Raw genomic sequence first — 22,224 nt, 5'->3', positions numbered from 1 at the left:
AATATTAATTGCTTTCGGATACTTTTTTGTGGGTTATTGCCTGAAATATAATTATTTAGTAGTGGAACCAAAAAATAAGCTAAATTAATTTTAATGACGCACTTACCTTTATTTAGCGAGAACATATATGACGTAGCAGGTTGCATGGATTATTTTAGACTAAACGCTATTGATTCTATCAAAACAGTAGGTATGAAGTTGCGCCTCAACACCCACGCAAAGTAGTCTTTTTACACGGTTATCTAAAAGCACCTTCATTCTAATTTAAAAAACATATACAGGCATATAAATAAAAAACCACTTGCCTAAATATTACCCTTATGAAACCTAGCATTATTACTATCCACTTATTTTTTTTATTTGTTGGTTTATTTTTGGGGCTTGCCTTACAAGCCCAGCCCATTACCAACGGCGGTTTTACTAATGCCACCAGCGGAACTTTATACGATACAGGCGACTCTGGCGGAGATTACGGCCCCAACGAAAACATTGTTTACACGATTTGCCCCAGCAATTCAAATTGTGTGCAGTTAGATTTTTTTAGCTTCTCGACCGAATTGAACAGCGATATTTTAAATATTTACGACGGTCCAAATACCGCCTCGCCTTTAATTGGCTCGTATTCGGGCGATATCAATATTACTTTTGGTATAAATGGCATTATTACGGCGGCAAGTGGCTGCGTTACCCTCGAGTTTATAAGCAACGGCAGCACACAAAGCAGTGGGTTTATTGCCGTTTGGAACGGCTGGGGTAGTACCTGCATTACCGGCTCGACGCTTGGCCCAAATAACGACTGTATGAACGCCTATTTGGTGTGCGATGATACCCCCCTTAACTATAACAGCAATGGCGCCGGAGACATAGATGATATTAATTTTTCAAATAGTGGCTGCCTTTCGGCAATTCCGGGCGAAAACCAATCGGCATGGTATCGCTTTCAATTAAATAACAATATACCTGCCAATTCGTCTATTACCTTTACCATCACCCCCGCAAATCCAACCAGCGACTACGATTTTGCCATTTATGGCCCCAACCCCGACTGCGGCAATTTAGGCCAACCTGTGCGCTGTTCGGCAGCTACTTACGACAAATCGCCTAATGGCACTACCGGCCTTAAAGCTACAGAGTCAGACACCAGCGAGCCATCGAGCGGAGGCAACGGATTTGTAGATGAGCTAATTGTAAATCCGGGCGAAGTGTATTATATCCTAGTAAACAATTTTACAGTTGACAACCTTGGTTTTGACCTTACCTGGGGAGGCGTAGCTACTACCGGAGGCCTTAACTGCGTATTTTGCAGCCTTGCCGTTGATGCCGGCCCCGATGCTTCGTTATGCCAGGGCGAAACAGCCTCGCTTTCGGCCTTCGCTTCAAAAGGAACTTCTTTTTATCAATACAATTGGGAAGTGGTAGGTAATTTACCCGGATTTTCGTTTTCAAACCCCAACGCAACCGTAACCGACCTTACCCCACCACCCGGATTTATTGGAACTGTTGATATTAAAGTTACCGTTGAAGATATTAATCAAAGTGATGTAAACAACGAAAAATGCGAAATTAGCGATGTTCTTACCCTTACTTTTTTAGTAGGACCCGTTGCCAGCGACATGTTTATTCCGGATAGCCAAGTATGTATAGATGAACTAACTTATTTTGAATACCAAGGGCTTTCGCCGCCCGGCTCAACATTTAACTGGAATTTTGGCGGCGGCACGCCAACACCCAACAGCAATAATACCGAAGGCCCCTACGAAATTTCTTGGGCTACCGCCGGCACCAAAACCGTAACCTTTACCGTAGATGACGGCAACTGCCAAAGCACTGCCAGTTTTAATATTGTAGTACAAGCACCCTTAGCCAATATTGCCGACCTCATTTGCGCAAATTATCTATCAGATGGTATTACTTTCGATTGGAGCGCCATACCCAATGCCGAAATTTACCAAGTAACGGTTTATTTAAATGGAGTTTATCAATATACCGATGGCTCAAATACACAAACTCAATATACTGTTACCGGCGCGCTGCCCGGCGACGAAATTGCCATAGAAGTAATTGCCTTAGACAGCAATGGCGTTTACTGCGGCAGCGAACCAGCATTTATTAGTTGCGTAGTGCCAAGTTGCCCCAACACAAACCCGCCAGGATTACAATTTACCAACCTCGTAAACCCATATTGTACCAGCGACCCCGATTTTCAGGTGCAAGTAGCGGCGGGCTTTGGCGGAGGCGTATTTGCCGGCCCCAATATAAGCCCATCCGGATGGTTTGAACCCGATAAATTTGTCAGCGCCGGCATTTATACCCTTACCTATACTTATACCGATGCTAATGGCTGCGATTTTACCATTACTTATTCGCCACAAATATACTTGCCGCCGGTTGCAAGTTTTAGCCTAAGCAGCACCCAAGTATGTACCGGCGAAGCCGTAACCTTAAATTATAACGGTGCCCCGTTAGGTGCTGGCGCAGCTTATAACTGGAATTTTGGCGGCGCAATTGCCAACCCCAATAGCGGCACCGGGCCAATTTTACTTACTTTTCCGGCAGCCGGCAATTATACTATTACCCTAAGTACCGAAAGTCAGGGCTGCCCTTCGCTACCCGTGAGCCAAACTATTACCGTTTTGCAAGCTCCTACCAAGCCCATTGTCGATTGTGTAAATATTACCGACAACAGTATTGACTATGACTGGAACGATGTGCCCGGCGCTACCGAGTACGAATTAGACATAATAATAAACGGCATACCACAAGCACCGCAAACTACTACCAATAGCAACTATACCGTTAGTGGATTAAGCCCAAACACAAATGTAACCATTATAGTAACGGCTAAGGCAACACCGCCTTGTTCTGATGCCCAATCGAATGCGGTAACTTGCAAAACATCCGGATGCACGCCCATCGCCGTTTCAATATCCGGACTAAATGCCAGCTATTGCACCGGCGCGGGAACCATTGTTAATCTATCCGGAAATCCTGCTGGCGGAGTCTTTTCAAAAACCGGATCCGGATTATCCGGCAACACCTTAGACATTGATGCTGCCGGCGCCGGCACACATACAATTACTTATACAGTTACCGATATTCTTACTGGCTGCGTTGACCAAACAACTGTCGTTACTACAATTTACGACCCTCCAACAGTAAGTTTATCGGTTAATCCCAATACGGTTTGTGTAGGCAATAACAGTGCTATAACTTATACCGGAAATGCTTTGCCAGGCGATACCTATGCTTGGAATTTTGGCGCAAATGCCGCGCCAGCGACTGCCAATACCATTGGGCCGCACAATGTACAATGGTCAACTGCGGGCAATAAAACTATAAACCTGACTGTTACCGCCAACGGATGCTCAGCTTCGGGTAGCAACAGCGTAAATGTTGAAACACCGCTGCCCACCCCAATAGTTACTTGTACTAGTACTACTAACAGCGTATCTTTTAATTGGGGGGCTATTGCCGGCGCTACCGATTACGACCTGTCTATAACAATTACCGATGACCTCGGAAACCCACTTGGCACCACCAATATAACACAACCCGGCACCACCTACACCGAAAATGGGCTGCAACCCGGCTATACGGTTACCATTAGTGTAATTGCAAATGGCAATGGTGCCTGCGGCGATAGCCCTGCTGGTACCGCCACCTGCATAGCCAACGATTGCCCAACTGTTGATTTGCAAATTACAAGTTTTGCATCCACCAATTTTTGTACCGGTGACCCTGCTGTTACACTAACGGCCAACGAACCCGGAGCCACTTTCACCGTAAACGGTAAACCCGATACCACTTTTGACCCTAGTAGCTTACCCGCAGGCACTTATACCATTGAAGCCACATTAAACAACCCACCTTGTATTTATACCGCCTCAGTTACTGCTACAATCTATTTGACACCAGTAGCCAATTTTATTATGGATGCCAATCCGTTATGTAATACTAATCCAGCAACCTTTACCTTTACTGGCACCGCCGATGCTGCCGCAAATTATACCTGGGATTTTGGAGTGGGGGCAACACCGGCAACGGCAACAACTGTAGGCCCTCATTTGATTAACTACAGCACTGTAGGCAGTAAAACCATAACTTTGGTTGTAAATAACAATGGCTGCATTGATAGCCAAACGAGCAACCTTGCCGTTGATGAACCCATAGGAACGACTTTAATCAGTTGCAATAGCACTACTACCAATGTTGATTTTAATTGGAGTGCTGTTCCGGGGGCATCCGGATATGATATTACAATTACAATAAAAGATGATTTAGGAAATATTGTAAGCGGTCCTACAACTTTAAATAATCAGCCCGGAACTAATTACAGCGAAGGGGGCTTACAACCTAATTATAGTGTCGAAATTATTGTTGTTCCCTTAGGTGGAGGGGCTTGCGGCAATGGCCCAGCAGCAACAGCTACTTGCTTTGCCAACGATTGCCCAACCGTTGATTTGCAAATAACCAATTTTGCCGATACCCAGTTTTGTGTTGGCGATGCCGCTATTACTTTAACGGCTAACGAACCCGCAGCAACCTTTACCATAAACGGCAGTCCTGCTACCATTTTTGACCCCAATGCCTTAGGCGCAGGTATCTATACTATTGAAGCTACTTATATAAATGGCCCTTGTACCTATACCGATACTGAAACGGCCACTGTTTACAGTCTTCCGGTGGCTGCAATGACAGCAACACCAAACCCGGTTTGCGTAAATATTGCAACTACCATAAGTTTTACCGGCAGCGCGGGCGGCTCTGCATCTTATAATTGGAGTTTTGGCGCCGACGCAAGTATAGCAACTGCCAATACCGCCGGACCACACAGTATTAGCTACGCAACGGCAGGCAGCAAAACCATTAATTTAACGGTTACCGAAAATGGCTGCACCGACTCGGAGAGTATAAATTTAACAGTTGAAGCACCTTTGGCCACACCTGTTGTTGCTTGTAATGGACAAACCACCACCACCGTTGATTTTGGCTGGGGTGCTGTTGCCGGCGCTGCAAGTTATGATGTTACCGTTACCATTACAGACGATTTAGGAAACGTAATTAGTGGCCCCACAACTAAAAATCAAGCTGGAACAACCTACAATGAAACTGGCTTACAACCCGGATATACCGTTACCATTAGTGTTGTAGCCATTGGTACAGGTGCTTGCGGCAATAGCGCATCGGCTTCGGCAAATTGTGTAGCCAGCGATTGTGCTGCGGTAGATTTACAAATTAACTGCTTTGCTAAAACAAATTATTGTACTGGCGAGGCAATTATAACGCTGAGCGCTACTGAACCGACTGCTACGTTTACCGTAAATGGCGTTTCGGCGGTTAATTTTAATCCGGCGAGTTTAGGCGCAGGTAGCCATACCATAGTAGCCACCTATACCAACGGGCCATGCAGCTATACCGATACCGAAATCATTACCATTGCTGCTACGCCGGTGGCCGATATAAACTTGTCGGTTACAAGTATTTGTGTCAATGAAAGTATAGAGGCTTTTTCCACCGGAAGCAATGGGCCAACAGCTAGTTTTAACTGGCAATTTGATGCTGGCGCAAACCCATTGAACGCAAATACCGTTGGGCCTCATACAGTAACATATAATACAGCCGGAAATAAAAATATTACCTTAGTTGTTACCGAAAACGGATGCGTATCGAACACAGCCTCAGAAACATTAACGGTAATTGACCAATTGGCTACGCCAAATCCGGATTGTACTTATGCAAACGAAAACAGCGTTGTATTTGGTTGGGATCCTGTACCTGGTGCTAATGACTATCAGGTTACAATAATTGTTAATGGAAGCGATACAACCGTTGATGTAACAACCAATACCACCTACCCCGTCGACAATTTAAAATTAGGCGACAATATTACCATAATTGTTGTAGCTCAAAGTGCAATACTTTGCGCAAGTGAATTGGGGCAAGCCGACTGCCAAACCGTTCCCTGTACGCCCTTAAACTTTGATTTGAGTGCAATTACAAGTACTGAACTTTGCGAAGATGCCCTGCCCATAAATTTTGCTGCTTTGCCAGCAGGTGGCAGTTGGGCTGCCTCCGGAAATGGCTTAACCGGCAATAGTTTCGACCCTAAGCAGGCAGGTGTTGGCCTTCATTCAATTACCTATACTTATACCGATGCAGCTACAAAATGTTTGTACGATACTACGTTTACAATTACCGTTAATGCACTGCCAACAGCTACAATTACATTGCCAAAATTGGGCTGTGTTGATGCCGAAGCAACCATATTGATAGAAACCCCCGCGCCTAACGCTACTTATGTGTGGGATTTTGATGGTGGGCAAATTATATCGGGCGCTGGGGCTGGCCCTTATGTAGTATCTTGGTCGGCTCAGGGTTCTAAAACCATTACCGTAACCGCTACCGAAAATGGCTGCACAGGCTTGCCTGTAACACAAACAATTGATATTGAAGCGCTTGAACTGTTGTTAGAACCCAGCTTTACTATTACCAAAGGCGATAGTGTTATGTTGCCACTTACAGCAAACTTGCCTTTAGATGGCAGTATTGTTTGGGCGCCTGCTACTACTTTGTCGTGTAATAATTGCGATAGCCCGTATGCTAAACCCCTGCAAAGTACTATTTATACTGTAAGTGCTACAACTGCAAATGGCTGTAAAGACGATGCCGAAACAACGGTTACTGTTTCAATTACGCCAAATATTATTGTACCAAATGCGTTTAGTCCAAACAATGATGGCGTAAACGACAATTTTGGCGTAATTGCCGATGGTGCCCAAAGTATAACCCTAACTATTGCTGACAGGTGGGGTAATATAGTATTTAACGAAACAGCCGCCGACCCCCGTTGGGCCGGACAAGCCAAAAACGGCAACCCTGCTTTGGTGGGCGTGTATGTATATTATGTTACCGCTACATTTGTGAACGGCGACCAAACACAACTTAAAACTGGCAAAGGCAACGTTACCTTGCTGCGATAACAAAGCAATTAATTACTTGTAATTGCATTTTATTTTAGTGCTTTATTATCGCCGATGGCTTATGGCCCGTTGGCCTCGAAAATTCTCCTCCTTCGGAGGGGCAGGGGTGGTTAATCCTTTGTATGGGTGAGGGCGGCGGCTTATGCCACGATTTTAAGCGCAGGCTATGTTTGTTTGGCCACTAAGCACTATCTTTGCGGTTTATTGAGTTTATTATTTGAGGTTTTTTTAGTATGGATATTTTGGCAAACCGCAGGTTAGCACAAGCTTTATTGGTTGTGTTAATAATGGTGTTTATTCAGGTAGTTATCGGGGGCATTACCCGCCTTACCGAATCGGGGCTTTCAATTACCCGATGGGAGGTGGTTAGCGGCTCATTACCGCCACTCAGCGAAACGGCCTGGCAACATGCATTTGAACACTATAAAACATCGCCACAATACCGCAATGTAAACGAAGGTATGAGTTTACAAGACTTTAAATATATTTATTTTTGGGAGTGGCTGCACCGCTTTTGGGGACGATGGGGTTTTGTAGCTCTTTTGGGTATAATGACTTGGTTTTGGCTTAAAAAGCAACTTAATGCCCTACAAAGAAACCGCTTTGTTATTTTGTTGTTGTTATACGCGGCACAAGGCTTATTAGGCTGGGTAATGGTTCAAAGTGGTTTGGTTGATGTTCCGCGTGTTAGCCATTACCGTTTGGCAGCCCATTTACTACTGGCTTTGTTTTTGTTTTCGTATTTACTTTGGTGGATAGCCGATTTGCTTACCCCATCCGGAAAAAAAATTATAAACCACAAGTTAGCTCAAAATACAAATATTTTAATCGTTTTTACGGTTATCCAAATTTTGTACGGAGCTTTTATGTCGGGTTTGAGGGCAGCTACACATTACCCAACTTATCCGTTAATGAACGGCCAAATAATTCCGGATGGTTTGTTTAAACTTAGCCCTTTTTTTAACAATTTTACCGAAAATATTACCACAATTCAGTTTATACACCGCAGTTTAGCTTTGGTGGTACTTGTTTTAGTGTTTTGGGTTTGGCAAGCGGCAGCCAAAAATATAATGCCAAATACTACTGCCAAAATAGCCGTTAAAGCCTTGCCTTGGTTGGTTATTTTACAAGTATTGTTAGGGGTAACAACGCTGTTGCTTTCGGTTAACGAGGTACCCGTTTTTTGGGGTGTTGCCCACCAAGCGGGTGGTTTAATTTTGTTGAGTGCCATTTTGTTTATAAGATTTCATGTAGTAAAAAATTAAAAATAATACAAAAATGCGTATAATATCTTACAATGTGAACGGGGTCAGAGCAGCCTTGCAAAAAGGGCTAACCAATTGGTTGGCAACCCAAAACGCCGACGTAGTGCTGCTGCAAGAAACAAAAGCCCAGCCCGAACAAATTGATACTGCTGCTTTTGAAGCAATTGGGTTGCCTCATTGTTATTACCACAGCGCTCAAAAAAAGGGTTATAGTGGGGTAGCAATATTAAGCAAAACTAAGCCCAATGCCATTGTTGTAGGGTGCGGTATGCCGCAATACGATGAGGAGGGCCGTATTTTGCGCGCCGATTTTGGCGATTTATCAGTAATTAGCGCGTATATCCCTTCGGGTAGCTCGGGCGAAGACAGGCAAGCAGTAAAAATGCAATTTCTATCCGATTTTTTGCCCTGGTGCGAGAACTTAAGAAAAGAACGCCCCAAACTAATTATTGGCGGCGATTTTAATATATGCCATCGCGAAATTGATATCCACGACCCTAAAGGAAATAAAAAAACATCCGGATTTTTGCCCGAAGAGCGCGACTGGCTAAGTTCATTTTTTAATTCCGGATTTACAGATACTTTCAGGCATTTTTATCCGGATTTAGCGCACCAATACTCGTGGTGGAGCCAACGTTTTAACTCGCGGGCAAAAAATAAAGGCTGGCGTATTGATTACTTAACTATAACAACTCCGCTTTTAAATGAAAACTTGCTGGGCGCAGGTATTGAGCCCGATGCCGTCCATAGCGACCATTGCCCAATTTGGGTCAATTTTAAATAGAATCTCGTAGCATTCTTCCAATAATAAGAATACAAAAACAATTGAAGCTTTGTTTCGGCAAAGTAAACATAAAACAAATTGCCTTTTACTGTGTTTTCAAGGTATCCGGATAAAAACTTAGCAGCCGGCCTTGCTAAAAAATAAATGACTTAAATTTGTACCACGTTTCCGAGTGAAATAATCCCTCTATGCTACATCATCATTTCATAACAGTAGAAGGCAATACAGGTGCCGGAAAAACATCGCTGGCAAGGTTATTGGCAAATGATTTCAGGGCATCGTTAGTGCTTGAAACCTTTGCCGACAACCCATTTTTGGCCGATTTTTATGCCAACCGCGAACGTTATGCTTTTACTACCGAAACCTATTTTTTGTTAGATAGGTTTGAACAGCTATCAAGTATAATAGCGCAAACCGATAATTTTAACAAAGGGCTAACCATTACCGACTATTTGCTACAAAAAACATTGCTGTACGCTAAAGTAAACCTTAAATTTAGCGAGTATAAACTTTTAGAACGGCTTTTTTACAGCTTATTGCCTAATTTGCCTAATGCCGATTTAGTAATTTATGTCCATGCGTCTATACCGCGTTTGCTTAAAAATATTAAAGAAAGAGGGCGCGATTTTGAACAAATTATTGACCCCGAATATTTAAAGAAGGTTGAAGACGTTTATTTTTCGTACTTTAATACTAATCCACAACTAACTACCCTAATTTTACATGCCGACCCGCTCGATTTTGTCAAAAACTCTAAACATTACGAACAAATTAAATATTGGATTACGCAAACATATCCCGTTGGTGTGCATCATTTGCATTTTGACCAATAAAGTTTGAAAAATTTATTCAAAATATTAAGAAGAAACTTTAACTTTTCCGACTCCGGATAGAAATTAAATAATCAAAACCACTCACCTTAAGTTTAAAAACGAATTTTATCTATTTTAATGACAAATATAGATTCAGATACTACCATTACCGAAAATCAAAACCGCCTTGCCGAAAAGCAAAAAAAGTTGCAACGGATTAAATTCATAGCTACCGGATTATTAATTGCAATGACCATAATATTTGCGGTAGCTCGTTTTTATAAACCGCAGTACCCGTGGTTGGGCTATATTGCTGCGTTTGCCGAAGCAGCCATGATAGGTGCTTTAGCCGACTGGTTTGCCGTAGTAGCATTGTTTAGGCACCCCTTGGGTTTGCCCATACCACATACCGATTTAATAGCAAGTAATCAAAAAAGTATTGGGCAAAATTTAGGACATTTTGTAACCTCAAACTTTTTATCAGACGAAACAATTGATAGCCGGATGGCTAATTTTAGCCTTAGCAAAAACCTCATCGAATGGGTTAGCAACGACACAAACAGGCAACGTTTAGCAAACGAGTTATTGCGTATTACGCCGAGTTTATTAAATGCATTCGACGAAGTTCAAATTAACGACTACCTTCAAGGGAAAATCAAAAAATTAATAAACCAAGCTGATTTTTCTACTATAACTGCCGAACTGCTTGAAGATTTGACCACAAACACAGAACATAAACATGTTTTAATTAATACAATAACAAAAACGCTAAAAAATTACTTGAATGACCCTGAAAATCAAGACAAAATTACCGAAATTTTTCAAAAATATGCTCCAAAATATATTCCTAAATTTGTTGATGCAATGATTGCAGAACAATTTATAAACTCAGTAACAGCATTGTTAACAAACGTTGAAAAAGATAAAGGGCACGATTTGAGGTTGGAATTTGACGAGGCAATTGACAATTTAGTTATTAATTTGCGCAAAAGTGATGAGCTAAGAGAGAAAATGGAAGTATTTAAACAACGAATTATTGATAGCGATGCCTTTACCGATTATACAGACGATATTTGGTCGGCTCTTAAAAAACAATTTAATGAAAATTTGACCTCTCGAGCCGCCGAGTTTGAAATCAAATTATCCGGATGGTTGCTTGATTATAGCCATGACTTGTATGAAAATACGCTACTCCAAAACCGTATTGACGATTGGGTTAGGGAAGAAATACACCACCTGTTGCGTACGAATCGCAATTGGATTGCGCAACATATAAGCCTTACCGTAAAAAACTGGGATAAACGCGAAGTAGCAGACAAATTAGAAATGGAAGTAGGCAAAGATTTACAGTTTATTCGTATTAATGGTACTTTAGTGGGTGGACTTGTAGGCTTGTTGATTTATATTATCTTTGAGCTTATACATTAGAAATGAAAATATTTTCAATGTAACAACTCGCCAACGGATGCCCGGATACATTGATGCTATAACTAATATTTAAATCGCTTGTATTTATTAAAACCAGAAGTAGTTTAAATATCCATCCGGAAAAGTTCTATCACTGATTATTTTGTTGTAATTTGATTGAAACAGATTTTTAGGTTCAATCATTAGCCATCTTTTTCGGTCATGTACGCCGTAGGAAAAATGCGTTTCATCCGGCGGTCTATATCTTTAACGGTAATAACTCCGTCTTTATCCTCGTCTAAGCCTGAGTTCATGCGGTAGGCTTCGGCAGGTTTGGCAAAAAGGGTTAGGCACGAATTGTCTTCTTCTAAAGCTTTAGGATATAAAATTCCTAAATATAATTGGGTGAGACTTTTAAAATTGCCGTATTTATTGCGCACATTTTGCAAATATTTATACACATAATCAAGTTGGTCAATGTGGTCTAAATCTTTCAGTTCTTTTGTAGAGGTGCCAAAATCGCGGGCGGTAGTAGGCATAAATTGTATAAGCCCTGTTGCCCCACTACCTTTTAAATTAACTGCTTTTGCATTAAAACGGCTTTCGGTATAAATTACGGCCATTAACCATTCGGCTGGGATTTCTAATTGGTCGGCAACATCGCGTATTTTGTTTTCAAAGTGGTTTACATTATCAACGTATATACTGGCTTCGCTTAACAAATATAGTTTATCGCTTGGGTTATAGTGTGTTGGGTAGTCGCTGGCCGAGCCGCCAAATAACCAATACGAAAACAAATTAGTGGTAATAACCATGCTGATAACAAAAAAAATGCCTTTATAACCTAAAACGGCGGGATGTAAAGGATTGCTGGGTTGAAGTACTTGACTCATAATAAGTAGTTGTTGTTTTTAATTTAATTTTACTATTAAGTTTGATAAAAAAATAAAAAAATTAGAATAATTTGGTAAATAACAAATTATTTGCTAATTTTGCAAGTAATAAACGTACAAATGCTATAATTTTTGGCAAAATTACTACAATTATTAGTATTTGATGCTCAAAATGCAATTATTTTTAGTAAAAAAACTAAGTTTTTATCCACAATACACATTATTAATTATTAAATTTATAAACTACTGACAATGATTAGTAAAAACATTAAATTTATTCGCAAATACAAAGGTCAAACCCAACAAGAGTTTGCCGACTTTATTGGTATCAAACGGTCATCTTTAGGCGCTTACGAAGAAGGGCGCGCAAATCCACCCTACGAAGTACTCCTAAATATTGAAAAATTGGTAGGTATTTCGGTTGATAAATTATTAAAAGAAGACCTTAGCCAAACCGCCAACGAATTTTTTACCGGACTTATGGCTTCCACCCCACCAAGCTCGGCATCTGTAACGCCGTTAGCTGTCAATCCTGCCGAACAACACACCAAACTAAAAACAAACTCCGGCGTTGAGGTTATGGTGGTAACCGTTGATGAAAAAAATAAACAAAATATAGAGCTGGTTGAAACACCTGCCCATGCCGGCTACTTGCAACAATACCAAAGTGTTGAGTTTATTAAATCGCTGCCCCGTTTTGCCCTGCCATTTTTAAAAACAGGCACCTATCGGGCTTTTCAAATAAAAGGTGAGTCAATGCTGCCCTTGCCAAGCGGCTCTATCGTTGTTGGTGAGTGGGTCGAGCAGCTTATAGATATTAAAGACAATACAACCTATATAGTAGTTTCGCTTGAAGAAGGTATTGTATATAAACGGGTAACCAAACAAATTGGCCCCAACGGCGAGGTAACCCACCTGCAATTAGTAAGCGATAACCGCGAATTTGCGCCTTACCGCATAAAATCTGCCGAGGTGCAGCAAATTTGGAAGGCAAAAAGTTTTATCTTAAACGAAGAAATTGAAACAAACCGCACCGAAAACCAAATGGAAACGGTAATGAACAGTATTTTAACACTGCAAAACGAAGTGTCGCACTTGCGCAAAATAATGGATAAAAAGTAAATAGGAACAAATATATGTGCAAACAACCAGATTATTTAAATCTATATCCATACAATAAATCCGGAAACAGAATTGCCTTTTTAATTACAATGATTATCTTCTGCAACCTGTTTATCTCTTCCGGATGCCAAAACAGCAGCAGCACCAACAATTCCGGAAACCAACAAACTACCACCGAAACCAATTCAACCGCACCACCAACATCTGCCCAAAGCTCAAAAGATACCACCATTCCGGCAACCGATTCCGAATTTATCTTGTCAAAATCAGGGAAAAAACTGCCAAAACCCGAAAACAATATCACTATTGTAAACGAAAATGGCTGGAACGAACAAGATATGACCTTTCAGTTAGACTACTGTATGCAAATGATGGCAAGTGTACAAAACCTCGATGCCAATACATTTTGCACCTGCTTTTTAAGCAAAATACAATATTTTTACCCACCCATTTACGCCCGAGATGCCTACGAAGACCAACAAAAATGGAATAGTAAGTGCTTTGAAGCGGCAGAACAAGTAAAACAATAAAAATAGTAATATTTTAACACACTTATATGCCCAAATACCTTGAAAATATAAAGGAGATAGAAAAAACTGCCGTTAAATAACCTGCTACTTCTATTGAACAAAAGCCGTATCTTTGTACTTATTTAATTTATCCGGATACTTCGCTAATCCATACCAAATAAGTAAGTACAATTTTTATTTATGAAAACATATCGGCAAAAACTTTTGTTTGTTCCCGCTTTGCTGTCATCGGCTTTTTTACTATTACTATTTACAGCGTGTGGCGGAGGTAATTCCTCCCCTTCATCAGGCTCAACTAAAACAGAACTTAAACCAGCCAATGGCGGAGAAGTTTATTACGGCGGCGTACTTAAATTTAATGAGTTAGAGTATTTTAGATCGATATACCCTTTGAATACCGGCGAGGTAGTAGGCCACCGGATAGGCAACCAAATTTACGAAGGATTATTGCGCCTAAACCAAACCGACCTAAGTGTAGTGCCTTGTTTGGCTGAAAAAATGCCCGATATTAGTGCCGATGGCAAAACTTATACATTTACGCTTCGCAAAGGGGTGAAATTTCATGACGACCCCTGTTTTGCCGATGGTAAGGGCCGCGAACTTAAAGCCGCCGATGTAGTAAACTGGGCTAAAATACTGCACACACCCGCCCCCGATAATAAAGGTTACGATTATTTTAAAGGCCGTATTGTAGGCGGCGATGAGTTCTATAAGTCCGGAGGTAAATTACCCCAAGGTGTCTCGGGGGTAACTGCTGTAGATGAATACACCGTTAAAATTGAATTAACCGAGCCATTGGGCTTTTTTAATGTATTGTTAACGATGCCTTATGCCTATATTTTTCCGGAAGAAGCCCGCCAAAAGTATGGTGAAAATATGCGTATTCAAGCCGTAGGCACCGGCGCTTTTACCCTTAAAACCGTTAAAGAAAACGACGCCGTTTTGCTGCTCAAAAATCCAAACTACTGGGATAAAGATGCCAATGGCAACCAATTACCCTATTTAGATGGCATACGTGTATCGTTTGTTAAAGAACACATGGCCGAGTTTAGAGAGTTTACGCAAGGAAAATTCGACTTCATGTACCGGATTCCCTTAGAAATTGCCGACGAAGTTACCGACCGCAAAGGCAGTTTATTATCCGAATACAAAAAATACCAACTGCAAGAAGCCCCCTCGATGCAAATTAATTACTATGGGTTTTTAACATCCGGAAAAATATTTAACAATAAAAAAATACGTCTGGCATTTAACTATGCCGTTGACCGCCAAAGTCTTGCCGACAACACCATGAAAGGAGCAGCTATGCCCGCTTCCTATGGCTTTGTACCGCCTGTATTTGCCGGCTATAACCACAAAACAATTAAAGGTTATACTTTCGATGCAGCCCTGGCCCGCAAATTGCTAAGCGAGGCAGGCTACCCCGAGGGGAAAGGTTTTCCCGAAATTACCCTGCAAATTAACAGCGGCGGTAAACGCAACGAGCAATTAGCCGAAGCAGTTGTAAAAATGCTAGAAGAAAACTTAGGCGTTAAAACAAAAATTACGCAACTGCCCTTTGCACAACATTTAGAAACTCACGAAGCCGGAAAAGTTGATTTTTGGCGCGCCGGATGGGTGGCCGATTACCCCGACCCCGAAAACTTTTTAACCTTTTTATGGGGCGCTCATTTACCCGCCGACCCCAGCAAACCCACGTACCTAAATACTTTTAGATGGAAAAATGCCGAATTTGACCGCATTTTTGAACAAGCCATCCACACCACTGACAACGCACAGCGAAACGCTTTGTACGAACAGGCCGACCAAATTATTGTAAACGACGCGCCTTGCCTGCTGCTAACCTACTCGAAAGACCAACGATTATTGCAGCCAAATTTACGCAACTACCCACAAAACGCAATGGAGTATAGGCTGTTCCGCGATGTTTATTTTGTGCCACAATAACAATAAATAAAATTTTAATAACGTATATATTTTATTTGCCATGCGCACCATCCCACAAGTTGATTTGGCCGATTTTACTTCGGGCGATGCCCAACGCCGTGCCAACTTTGTTCAAAAATTAGGCAAAGCCTACGAAGAAGTTGGTTTTGTTACCGTTAGCAATCACGGCCTCACTGAAGCTGAAATTGCCGACCTTTATAAACAGATAGAAAACTTTTTTAACCAACCATTAGCCCTAAAAGAACGGTACGAAATTAAAGAACTTGCCGGCCAACGCGGCTATACTTCGTTTGGACGCGAACACGCTAAACACAGCCAAAATCCGGATTTAAAAGAGTTTTACCAATGGGGGCAATCCGTTGAGGACGAAGACGACCCCATCCGCAACGAATATCCGGATAATTTGTTGGTAAAAGAACTCCCAGAATTTAATGTTGCTTTGCAAAATGCCTATCGCAAGTTTGAAATAGCAGGACGACAATTGTTGCGTGCTTTGGCCTTATTTATTGACCTTCCTGAAAATTATTTCGACGAAAAAATTTATAACGGAAATAGTATTTTACGCGCTATTTACTACCCACCCATAACCCAAGAACCTAAATCGGCCATTCGCGCCGAACAGCACGAAGATATTGACTTGATAACCTTGTTAGTAGGGGCAAGCGCCGACGGGCTTGAAGTGCTTACCACCGATAACAAATGGCTGCCAATTAATGCTGCGCCCGGCGAAATTGTAGTCAATGTAGGCGATATGTTGCAACGTCTTACCAATAACCGCCTTAAATCAACAACACACCGGGTTGTAAATCCACCCCGTGAACTGTGGCATACCCCCCGATTTTCGGTGCCATTTTTTTTACATCCCCGCTCCGAAATGGATTTAACTTGTTTAGCATCGTGCATTGAACCTGGCAGCAGCGCAAAATTTCCACCCACTACCGCCGGCGAATACCTTGATGAGCGCCTGCGTGAAATTGGGTTGAAAAAATAAAAAAAATCAAATAAATTGTTTTTTGTTTGCAAACCTCAAATTATTTGACTGTTAAATACGGCAATAATTTTTGGTAATTTTCGGGGGGCATAATTTCAAAATCGAGCAGGCTTTTAGGCGAGGTGTACGGGCCGTATTTTTCGCGGAGGGCAACTATGGCGCGGGCAGTTTTGCCATTTATGTAGGGGTGCTTTTCTAAATCGGTGGTAGTGGCGGTATTAAGGTTTAGTTGCTGCAGCGCAGGTGGGTTGGTATTGGCAAGCAAGGGGGCAATTTTTTGCCAAACATCGGTAGGCATATTTTTGGTTTCAGCCACCTGCTCAATGCTTGAAAAGCCACCTAATGCCGTCTTAAATGCCATAATTTGTCCGGCCAACTGTGGGGTTAAACCCGGTAAAGCAGCCCATTGGCTTTTGGTGGCGTAATTAATTTGTAGCACTGTGTTGGGCGCTTGTTTGTTTTCAATGTTTTTTTTGCTGCCGCTAAATGTAGTTGGGCTGTAGCGCTGCTCGTTCGTGTTGGCCATGTTGTTGCCGGCATTGTTTTGTGCAATCGCTTCGGTGGATGATTCAACTGGGTTGGCAGGTGAAATTTTAGACTTGGTTGTTGTGTCGGTAGTAGCAGGTTTAGAGGGCAGGGTAATATAAGGTTGTAGCTGCTCAAAAATCTGCTCGGTCATACCGTAAATTTTTTTCAAATCGGTTTTGTATCTAAAAACACCTCCTTTGCTGCGGTATTTAAGCATATTGTTAGCTACCGTTGAAGGCAGCCCTAAAGCAAGGGCTTCGTTATAGGTAAGGTTATTGGGGTCGAAGGGGCGAGCTTGTATTTTATAGTTTTTACCGTTTGAATTTTCGGTTTTATCCGGATAAAAACGGCTGTCATTGGGTTTGTTTTTATCTCTTAATCCGGATATTGTCGCTTCATTTTCGGCTATATCTTCCTCCGGAAAAACCATATACGGCAATAATCGCTCATAGTCGGCATTGCTTAGCCCATAAATGCGTTTAACATCTTCGGGCTTTTTAAAACGCGCCCCTGTGGCCAAATATTTAGCTAAATTACTTGCTACATTCGGAGGCAGGCCAAGTGCCAAAGCAGCCGAATAGTTAAGTTCGTTAGGGTTAAACTGCGCCAAGTCGGTTATAGCCGCAACTGTGGATACATGGTTATTGGTGTTTGGCGAATCGGCAGTGGTGGTTAAGTTTTGGTGTAATTGGCTTAATTGGGCAAGTTGTTCGGTGTTAAAATTTTGGGGCTTATAAACATAGTACATAATTGTAGGGGCAGCCATTAAAACGACGCAAAGGCATAATAAAAAAATAATTACCCTGCGGTCGGCACGGCTAGCGTGTACAAATAAACTGTCTATTTTTTGTTTGAAACCCATTACCTCAATAAATTATTGACAACAAACTTAGGTATAAAATTTGAATTTATAATATGATATACAGTTATTTAAGTTTATTTTTTTGAATTACGCTTTTGTTTGAACACATGTTGCACCGCTCCTTATATCCGGATACTGCTTGTTGTTGGAAAGCTAAAGCATGCACTCTAACTATTTTCATTTAAGGATGTGTGAAAACAGTTTAACGTCCGGTGCCAATTTTATCTGAAAAAACATTAAAATCGGCTAAGGTTTGTAAAAAATATTGCCGGCGGCGCGGGTCTTCAACGTGTTCGTAAACAGGGTGTATATTGCGCGGTATAGGTATAAATAGCGGCTCGGCTTGCCCTAATTCGGTAATTGGGGCGGTAAACCACTGCCCATGCCGGTGTAAATAACGTTGATTACCTTCTACAAAACAAATTTGATTGTATTTGAATTGTGGCAGGGTTTTACCATGATTATTGTACCAAAAACTTTGCATTACCGAGCAAGAGGCTTCGGGGGCATCGGTTATAGATATGCCGTCGCCTTCGGCGGGCAAGTGGCAGGCCTGTAAAATGGCATGATATAAATCTTTTGAGTTTACAGGCAGGTTCACCGTTTGCGGGCTATGGGTGCGGTTGTGCGAAAGCCAAAAAACTGGAACCTTATTACCTGCATCGTTTACGTTCGAAAAATGATAGAGCCAGTTTTGCTCGCCAAAATTATCGCCATGGTCAGCGGCAAATATTACTAAATTATCTTTATCTTGGTGTAATTCCTGCACAAAACTATCGAGGGCGGGGGCAATTATTTCCCAACTGAGGCGTTGCCGTTGCTTTATAAGCGACAGCATATTGGAGCTAATACCTATTTTTCCGGTTTTTAAAAAGCTTTGGTTTACTACATGAAATAAGGAATAGATCTCGCGAAGGCGGCCTAATATCGAGTCGGCGGTGGTTTCAAAAGTTGGCGCTACATGATATGGAAAATGTGTTTCCATGAGGTTTAAAAATAAAAAGGTATTTTGCCCCTTTTTTTCGTTTTCGGCTAAGGTGCGTCTTGCTTCGTTAAATACGTCTTCGTGGGTATTTTGTAGCCAGGTGGTACTAACCTTTAAGTCTTCGGTAAGTTTATTGGCAATGGCATCTTTAGATAAAAGCATTTTTCGCATTCGCGGCTTGCCCACCATTACTAATAATTGTTGCAAGCGATTAAATTTTGCCGGCACTAATTGCCAAATTCGGCGTATTTCGTCAAAACCTCTGTGCAAGCCAAAAATATCGGTGGTAGCTACGTTGGCGGTAATTTGTAAGGTATTGTAGCCAGCAGCTTTTAAACGCTGGGCAAGTGTTGGCACGTTTGGATTTACGTTGCGCGTTTGGCTGGTTGCGCCGTGCTGATGTGGCATTAAACCTGTAAATAGTGAGGCCGTTGCGGGCAAAGTCCAGCAGCCGCTTGAGCGGGCTTGTGCAAACTGTACAGCGTTGTTGTTTAAGTAAGGTGTGTAAACCGATTGGGTTTCGCCAGCACCATATACCGAGTCGTAGCGCAAACTATCGGCAACAATTAAAATAATGTTACGAGGTTTCGACATGATTTGGGGCAAATTTTGGAGGCTTAATGCAGCAGTGTCCATTCAAATTCCGGATAAAAAAAATCAACAAAAATGGAACTACATTAATGCTTAGCCAAATTATTCCTTTATATTTTTAAGTGTCATAAATTTGTTTGTTTTTGCGGTTAAATTGATTGTTTAATTGTTTGATGCGATATCTTTGAGTTAAAACAGAAGTAAATAATTAATAAAAAAACGAATTGCCGTAGTCAGGGTTTTATCCGGAGGAAAAAAACAGGATTTTTATGTTAACCATCTGCAAGTTAATTACAAATTATTGTACTAAGGGCTAATTTTGCACAAAGATAAGCAAAAAGATGGCTCAAATTTAGACATAACGTTAATTATATATTCAAAATAACATGATGTTAAAATCCGGATTAGTTTTACTTGATTCTTGAAAACAAGTAAATCCTATTTATAAGCGAATTATCCGGATATAATAATTACTTTTTACTTCTAAAATCTTAAATCAAGTTTTAACAATTTTGCCTTTTTTTAGTCAAAAAAATCAAACTAAATTAATATTGGATTATATGGCTTTACCAATAGCTTTAGTAAAATCAAATAGCCTTGTTTATTGTAATTTATCAGTTTATTAACCGTTGATAGTTGCCATTGCCAAAAAATGCACAAAAATTACACTAATATTATAAGGTACAAACAAAACTATGGATTGCTTTTTGCCGTTATACCTAATAAACTAAAAACAAACATTAAATAAACACAAATTTTATTATTATTATTATGAACAAGTCATTTTTATTAACTTTATTTTTGGGTTTTGCCCTTTTTATTGGTTTGCAAAGTTTTTCGGCCTCAAAAGCATGGCAAATCGTTGACATTAAAACATCAGCCATTTGCGACATGTGCAAAACCACTATTGAAAATACCTTAATCCACCAAAAAGGAGTGCGCTGGGCCGACCTAAACGTTGAGACTAAAATTGTAAGCGTAAAGTTCAATACCAAAAAGAACAATATTGAAAATCTTAAACAGGCAATAGCTGCGGTTGGGTACGATGCCGACGAAATAGTTGCCGACCCTGTTGCCTACGCGGCTTTACATCCTTGCTGTAAAAAAGGTAGTAAATGCGATATGCCCGAAGGTCGGTAAATTAGGTTTGTTGGTTTAGAACAAACAATACGAAACTTCAAAAAAAACAAACAAAAAATGCAGTGCTTTTTAATTGGCACTGCATTTTTTTTATGGCTTTTTGTTATCCAATATTATGTTTATCTTCCGGGAGTTTGGGTTCGGCTTTGCGGGTCGAGCAGTATAAACCCAACCCCTTTAAGGTAGTGCATACCGCGCTCGCCAAATTCTTTGCGCTTTTGGGCAAGTTTTTGTTTCCGTTCTTTAAATTTACCCTCGAACTGGCTGTTTTTAAGGCCATCTTTGGCTATAACTTTAATATCGGCTTTCCAGCGTTCAATATCCGGTTTAATTTCGTTGTGAAGGGTTTGAATTTGGTCTTTATATTTTTCGGCTAAGGGTTTGGCTGCCGCCCTTATACTGCGCATTTCGGTTTGCAAGGCACGTAAATTTTGGTGTTGTTCGTCAGTGGGTTTTTGGCCATTTTGACGCATCGTTTTTATTTTTTCACGCTCGGCTTGTATTTTGGGTTTAAGCGTATTTAGTTTATTGCGCAACTCGTCTATTTTTTGTTTGTCAGTTGGTTCAATATACCTATCTAATTTAGTGCGTTGTACTTTAGCGGTGGGCAATACGTTTTTATCAACGTAAGCCTTAATTTCTTGTCGGGTTTCTTGTCGAATGGCACTATTTTTTTGAAAATTTTGCTGCCTTTCTTGGCGTTTTTGTTCCCATTTTTTGGCTAATAATTCAAATTGTTGCGGCGTTAAAACTTGTTTTAGGCTGGCAATGTACGCATCGCGCAGGGCTTTGCGGTCGGGTAGGGGCTGTTCGGGGTCTTTCGCGGCTTGCCGCATTGCCTGGCGTTTTTGAGCAAACTCGGCGTTAATTTTGGCCACCTGTTCGGTTTGTTCCTCGGTTAAGTTTAACTCGTGGCGCATTTTTTCGGTTAGTCTTCTTCCGTCAAATTTTCGGGCTCGTTGCTGTTGTTGTTCGTTTACTGGCTGTGCCGACAGGGCAAAATTTGCTGCTGTCAGTATCATTATCATAAAAAACGCGATAAAAATGGGTGCTGTTAATTTGATTCTTTTAAACATAACAATTTTTAGTTCAATTACATTTTTAAGGTGATAGGTAAGATGTTTTTTTCAGCTATTGCTACTCTTTAAGACAAAGGTTAGCCGGTTTTTATTCCGGATAAAAGCAAAAATTATTAAAAACTAAGGACTAACGCTGAAAATATTCGTTCCTAATTAAGAAAACACTCGCTTAAATTGGGCAATTATCCGGATAATGTAAGGCAAGTAAAAGGTCTATTTTGTAAAAAATTTGTCTAAACAAGGCATAAGTTTGTGTTAAATGCAACTTCAAACGCGGGGATTTCGTTAATATTGCACTTTGTACCTTG

The 22,224-nt window shown here is 41.0% G+C and carries 14 protein-coding genes; 10 read left to right on the top strand and 4 right to left on the bottom strand.

Translation table 11 applies throughout. The features are described from left to right. Positions 1 to 320 precede the first annotated feature (320 nt). The 5 genes from IPI59_05740 (at position 321) to IPI59_05720 (ending at position 11,269) form a co-directional block, all read left to right on the top strand. Positions 321 to 6,980: a gliding motility-associated C-terminal domain-containing protein gene (locus IPI59_05740; GenBank protein MBK7527052.1), complete on the top strand. Its 6,660-nt coding sequence runs from the start codon at positions 321 to 323 to the stop codon at positions 6,978 to 6,980. Between the two features lie 233 nt (positions 6,981 to 7,213). Further along, on the top strand, positions 7,214 to 8,245 hold the full coding sequence (locus tag IPI59_05735) for a COX15/CtaA family protein (protein ID MBK7527051.1): 1,032 nt from the start codon (positions 7,214 to 7,216) through the stop codon (positions 8,243 to 8,245). A gap of 13 nt (positions 8,246 to 8,258) precedes the next feature. After that, a complete protein-coding gene (xth, locus tag IPI59_05730; GenBank protein ID MBK7527050.1) occupies positions 8,259 to 9,029 on the top strand; it encodes an exodeoxyribonuclease III in 771 nt (256 codons plus the stop codon). Between the two features lie 188 nt (positions 9,030 to 9,217). Then, complete coding sequence (locus tag IPI59_05725) at positions 9,218 to 9,862, top strand: deoxynucleoside kinase (GenBank protein MBK7527049.1); 645 nt, start codon at positions 9,218 to 9,220, stop codon at positions 9,860 to 9,862. Between the two features lie 117 nt (positions 9,863 to 9,979). Continuing rightward, positions 9,980 to 11,269: a DUF445 domain-containing protein gene (locus IPI59_05720; GenBank protein MBK7527048.1), complete on the top strand. Its 1,290-nt coding sequence runs from the start codon at positions 9,980 to 9,982 to the stop codon at positions 11,267 to 11,269. 182 nt (positions 11,270 to 11,451) lie between these two features. Here the strand turns inward: IPI59_05720 and IPI59_05715 are convergent, their stop codons facing one another. Continuing rightward, positions 11,452 to 12,141, bottom strand: a complete 690-nt coding sequence (locus IPI59_05715) for a transglycosylase SLT domain-containing protein (GenBank protein MBK7527047.1) — start codon at positions 12,139 to 12,141, stop codon at positions 11,452 to 11,454. A gap of 252 nt (positions 12,142 to 12,393) precedes the next feature. Between IPI59_05715 and IPI59_05710 the strand changes: the two genes are divergently transcribed. From IPI59_05710 to IPI59_05695, 4 genes are all read left to right on the top strand, one after another. Then, positions 12,394 to 13,263 (top strand): LexA family transcriptional regulator, encoded by an 870-nt coding sequence (locus tag IPI59_05710; GenBank protein MBK7527046.1) that lies wholly within the window; start codon positions 12,394 to 12,396, stop codon positions 13,261 to 13,263. Between the two features lie 14 nt (positions 13,264 to 13,277). Beyond that, positions 13,278 to 13,793: a hypothetical protein gene (locus IPI59_05705; protein ID MBK7527045.1), complete on the top strand. Its 516-nt coding sequence runs from the start codon at positions 13,278 to 13,280 to the stop codon at positions 13,791 to 13,793. Between the two features lie 180 nt (positions 13,794 to 13,973). Next, positions 13,974 to 15,740, top strand: coding sequence for an ABC transporter substrate-binding protein (locus IPI59_05700; protein MBK7527044.1), 1,767 nt, complete (start codon positions 13,974 to 13,976; stop codon positions 15,738 to 15,740). Between the two features lie 40 nt (positions 15,741 to 15,780). After that, positions 15,781 to 16,731, top strand: a complete 951-nt coding sequence (locus IPI59_05695) for an isopenicillin N synthase family oxygenase (protein MBK7527043.1) — start codon at positions 15,781 to 15,783, stop codon at positions 16,729 to 16,731. Positions 16,732 to 16,771: 40 nt separating this feature from the next. Here IPI59_05695 and IPI59_05690 read toward each other — a convergent pair whose 3' ends face one another. Then, positions 16,772 to 18,121 (bottom strand): helix-hairpin-helix domain-containing protein, encoded by a 1,350-nt coding sequence (locus IPI59_05690; protein MBK7527042.1) that lies wholly within the window; start codon positions 18,119 to 18,121, stop codon positions 16,772 to 16,774. A gap of 202 nt (positions 18,122 to 18,323) precedes the next feature. Continuing rightward, positions 18,324 to 19,700 (bottom strand): sulfatase-like hydrolase/transferase, encoded by a 1,377-nt coding sequence (locus tag IPI59_05685; protein MBK7527041.1) that lies wholly within the window; start codon positions 19,698 to 19,700, stop codon positions 18,324 to 18,326. 768 nt (positions 19,701 to 20,468) lie between these two features. On the opposite strand from IPI59_05685, the gene IPI59_05680 reads away from it, so the two are divergent. After that, complete coding sequence (locus tag IPI59_05680) at positions 20,469 to 20,837, top strand: heavy-metal-associated domain-containing protein (protein MBK7527040.1); 369 nt, start codon at positions 20,469 to 20,471, stop codon at positions 20,835 to 20,837. 119 nt (positions 20,838 to 20,956) lie between these two features. On the opposite strand, the gene IPI59_05675 is transcribed toward IPI59_05680, so the two are convergent. Further along, positions 20,957 to 21,913, bottom strand: coding sequence for a hypothetical protein (locus IPI59_05675; protein MBK7527039.1), 957 nt, complete (start codon positions 21,911 to 21,913; stop codon positions 20,957 to 20,959). Positions 21,914 to 22,224 lie beyond the last annotated feature (311 nt).

The sequence above is a fragment of the Sphingobacteriales bacterium genome, assembly GCA_016706405.1.
In the GTDB taxonomy this organism is placed as follows: domain Bacteria; phylum Bacteroidota; class Bacteroidia; order Chitinophagales; family UBA2359; genus BJ6.
This window is presented reverse-complemented; position numbering and strand designations above follow the sequence as displayed.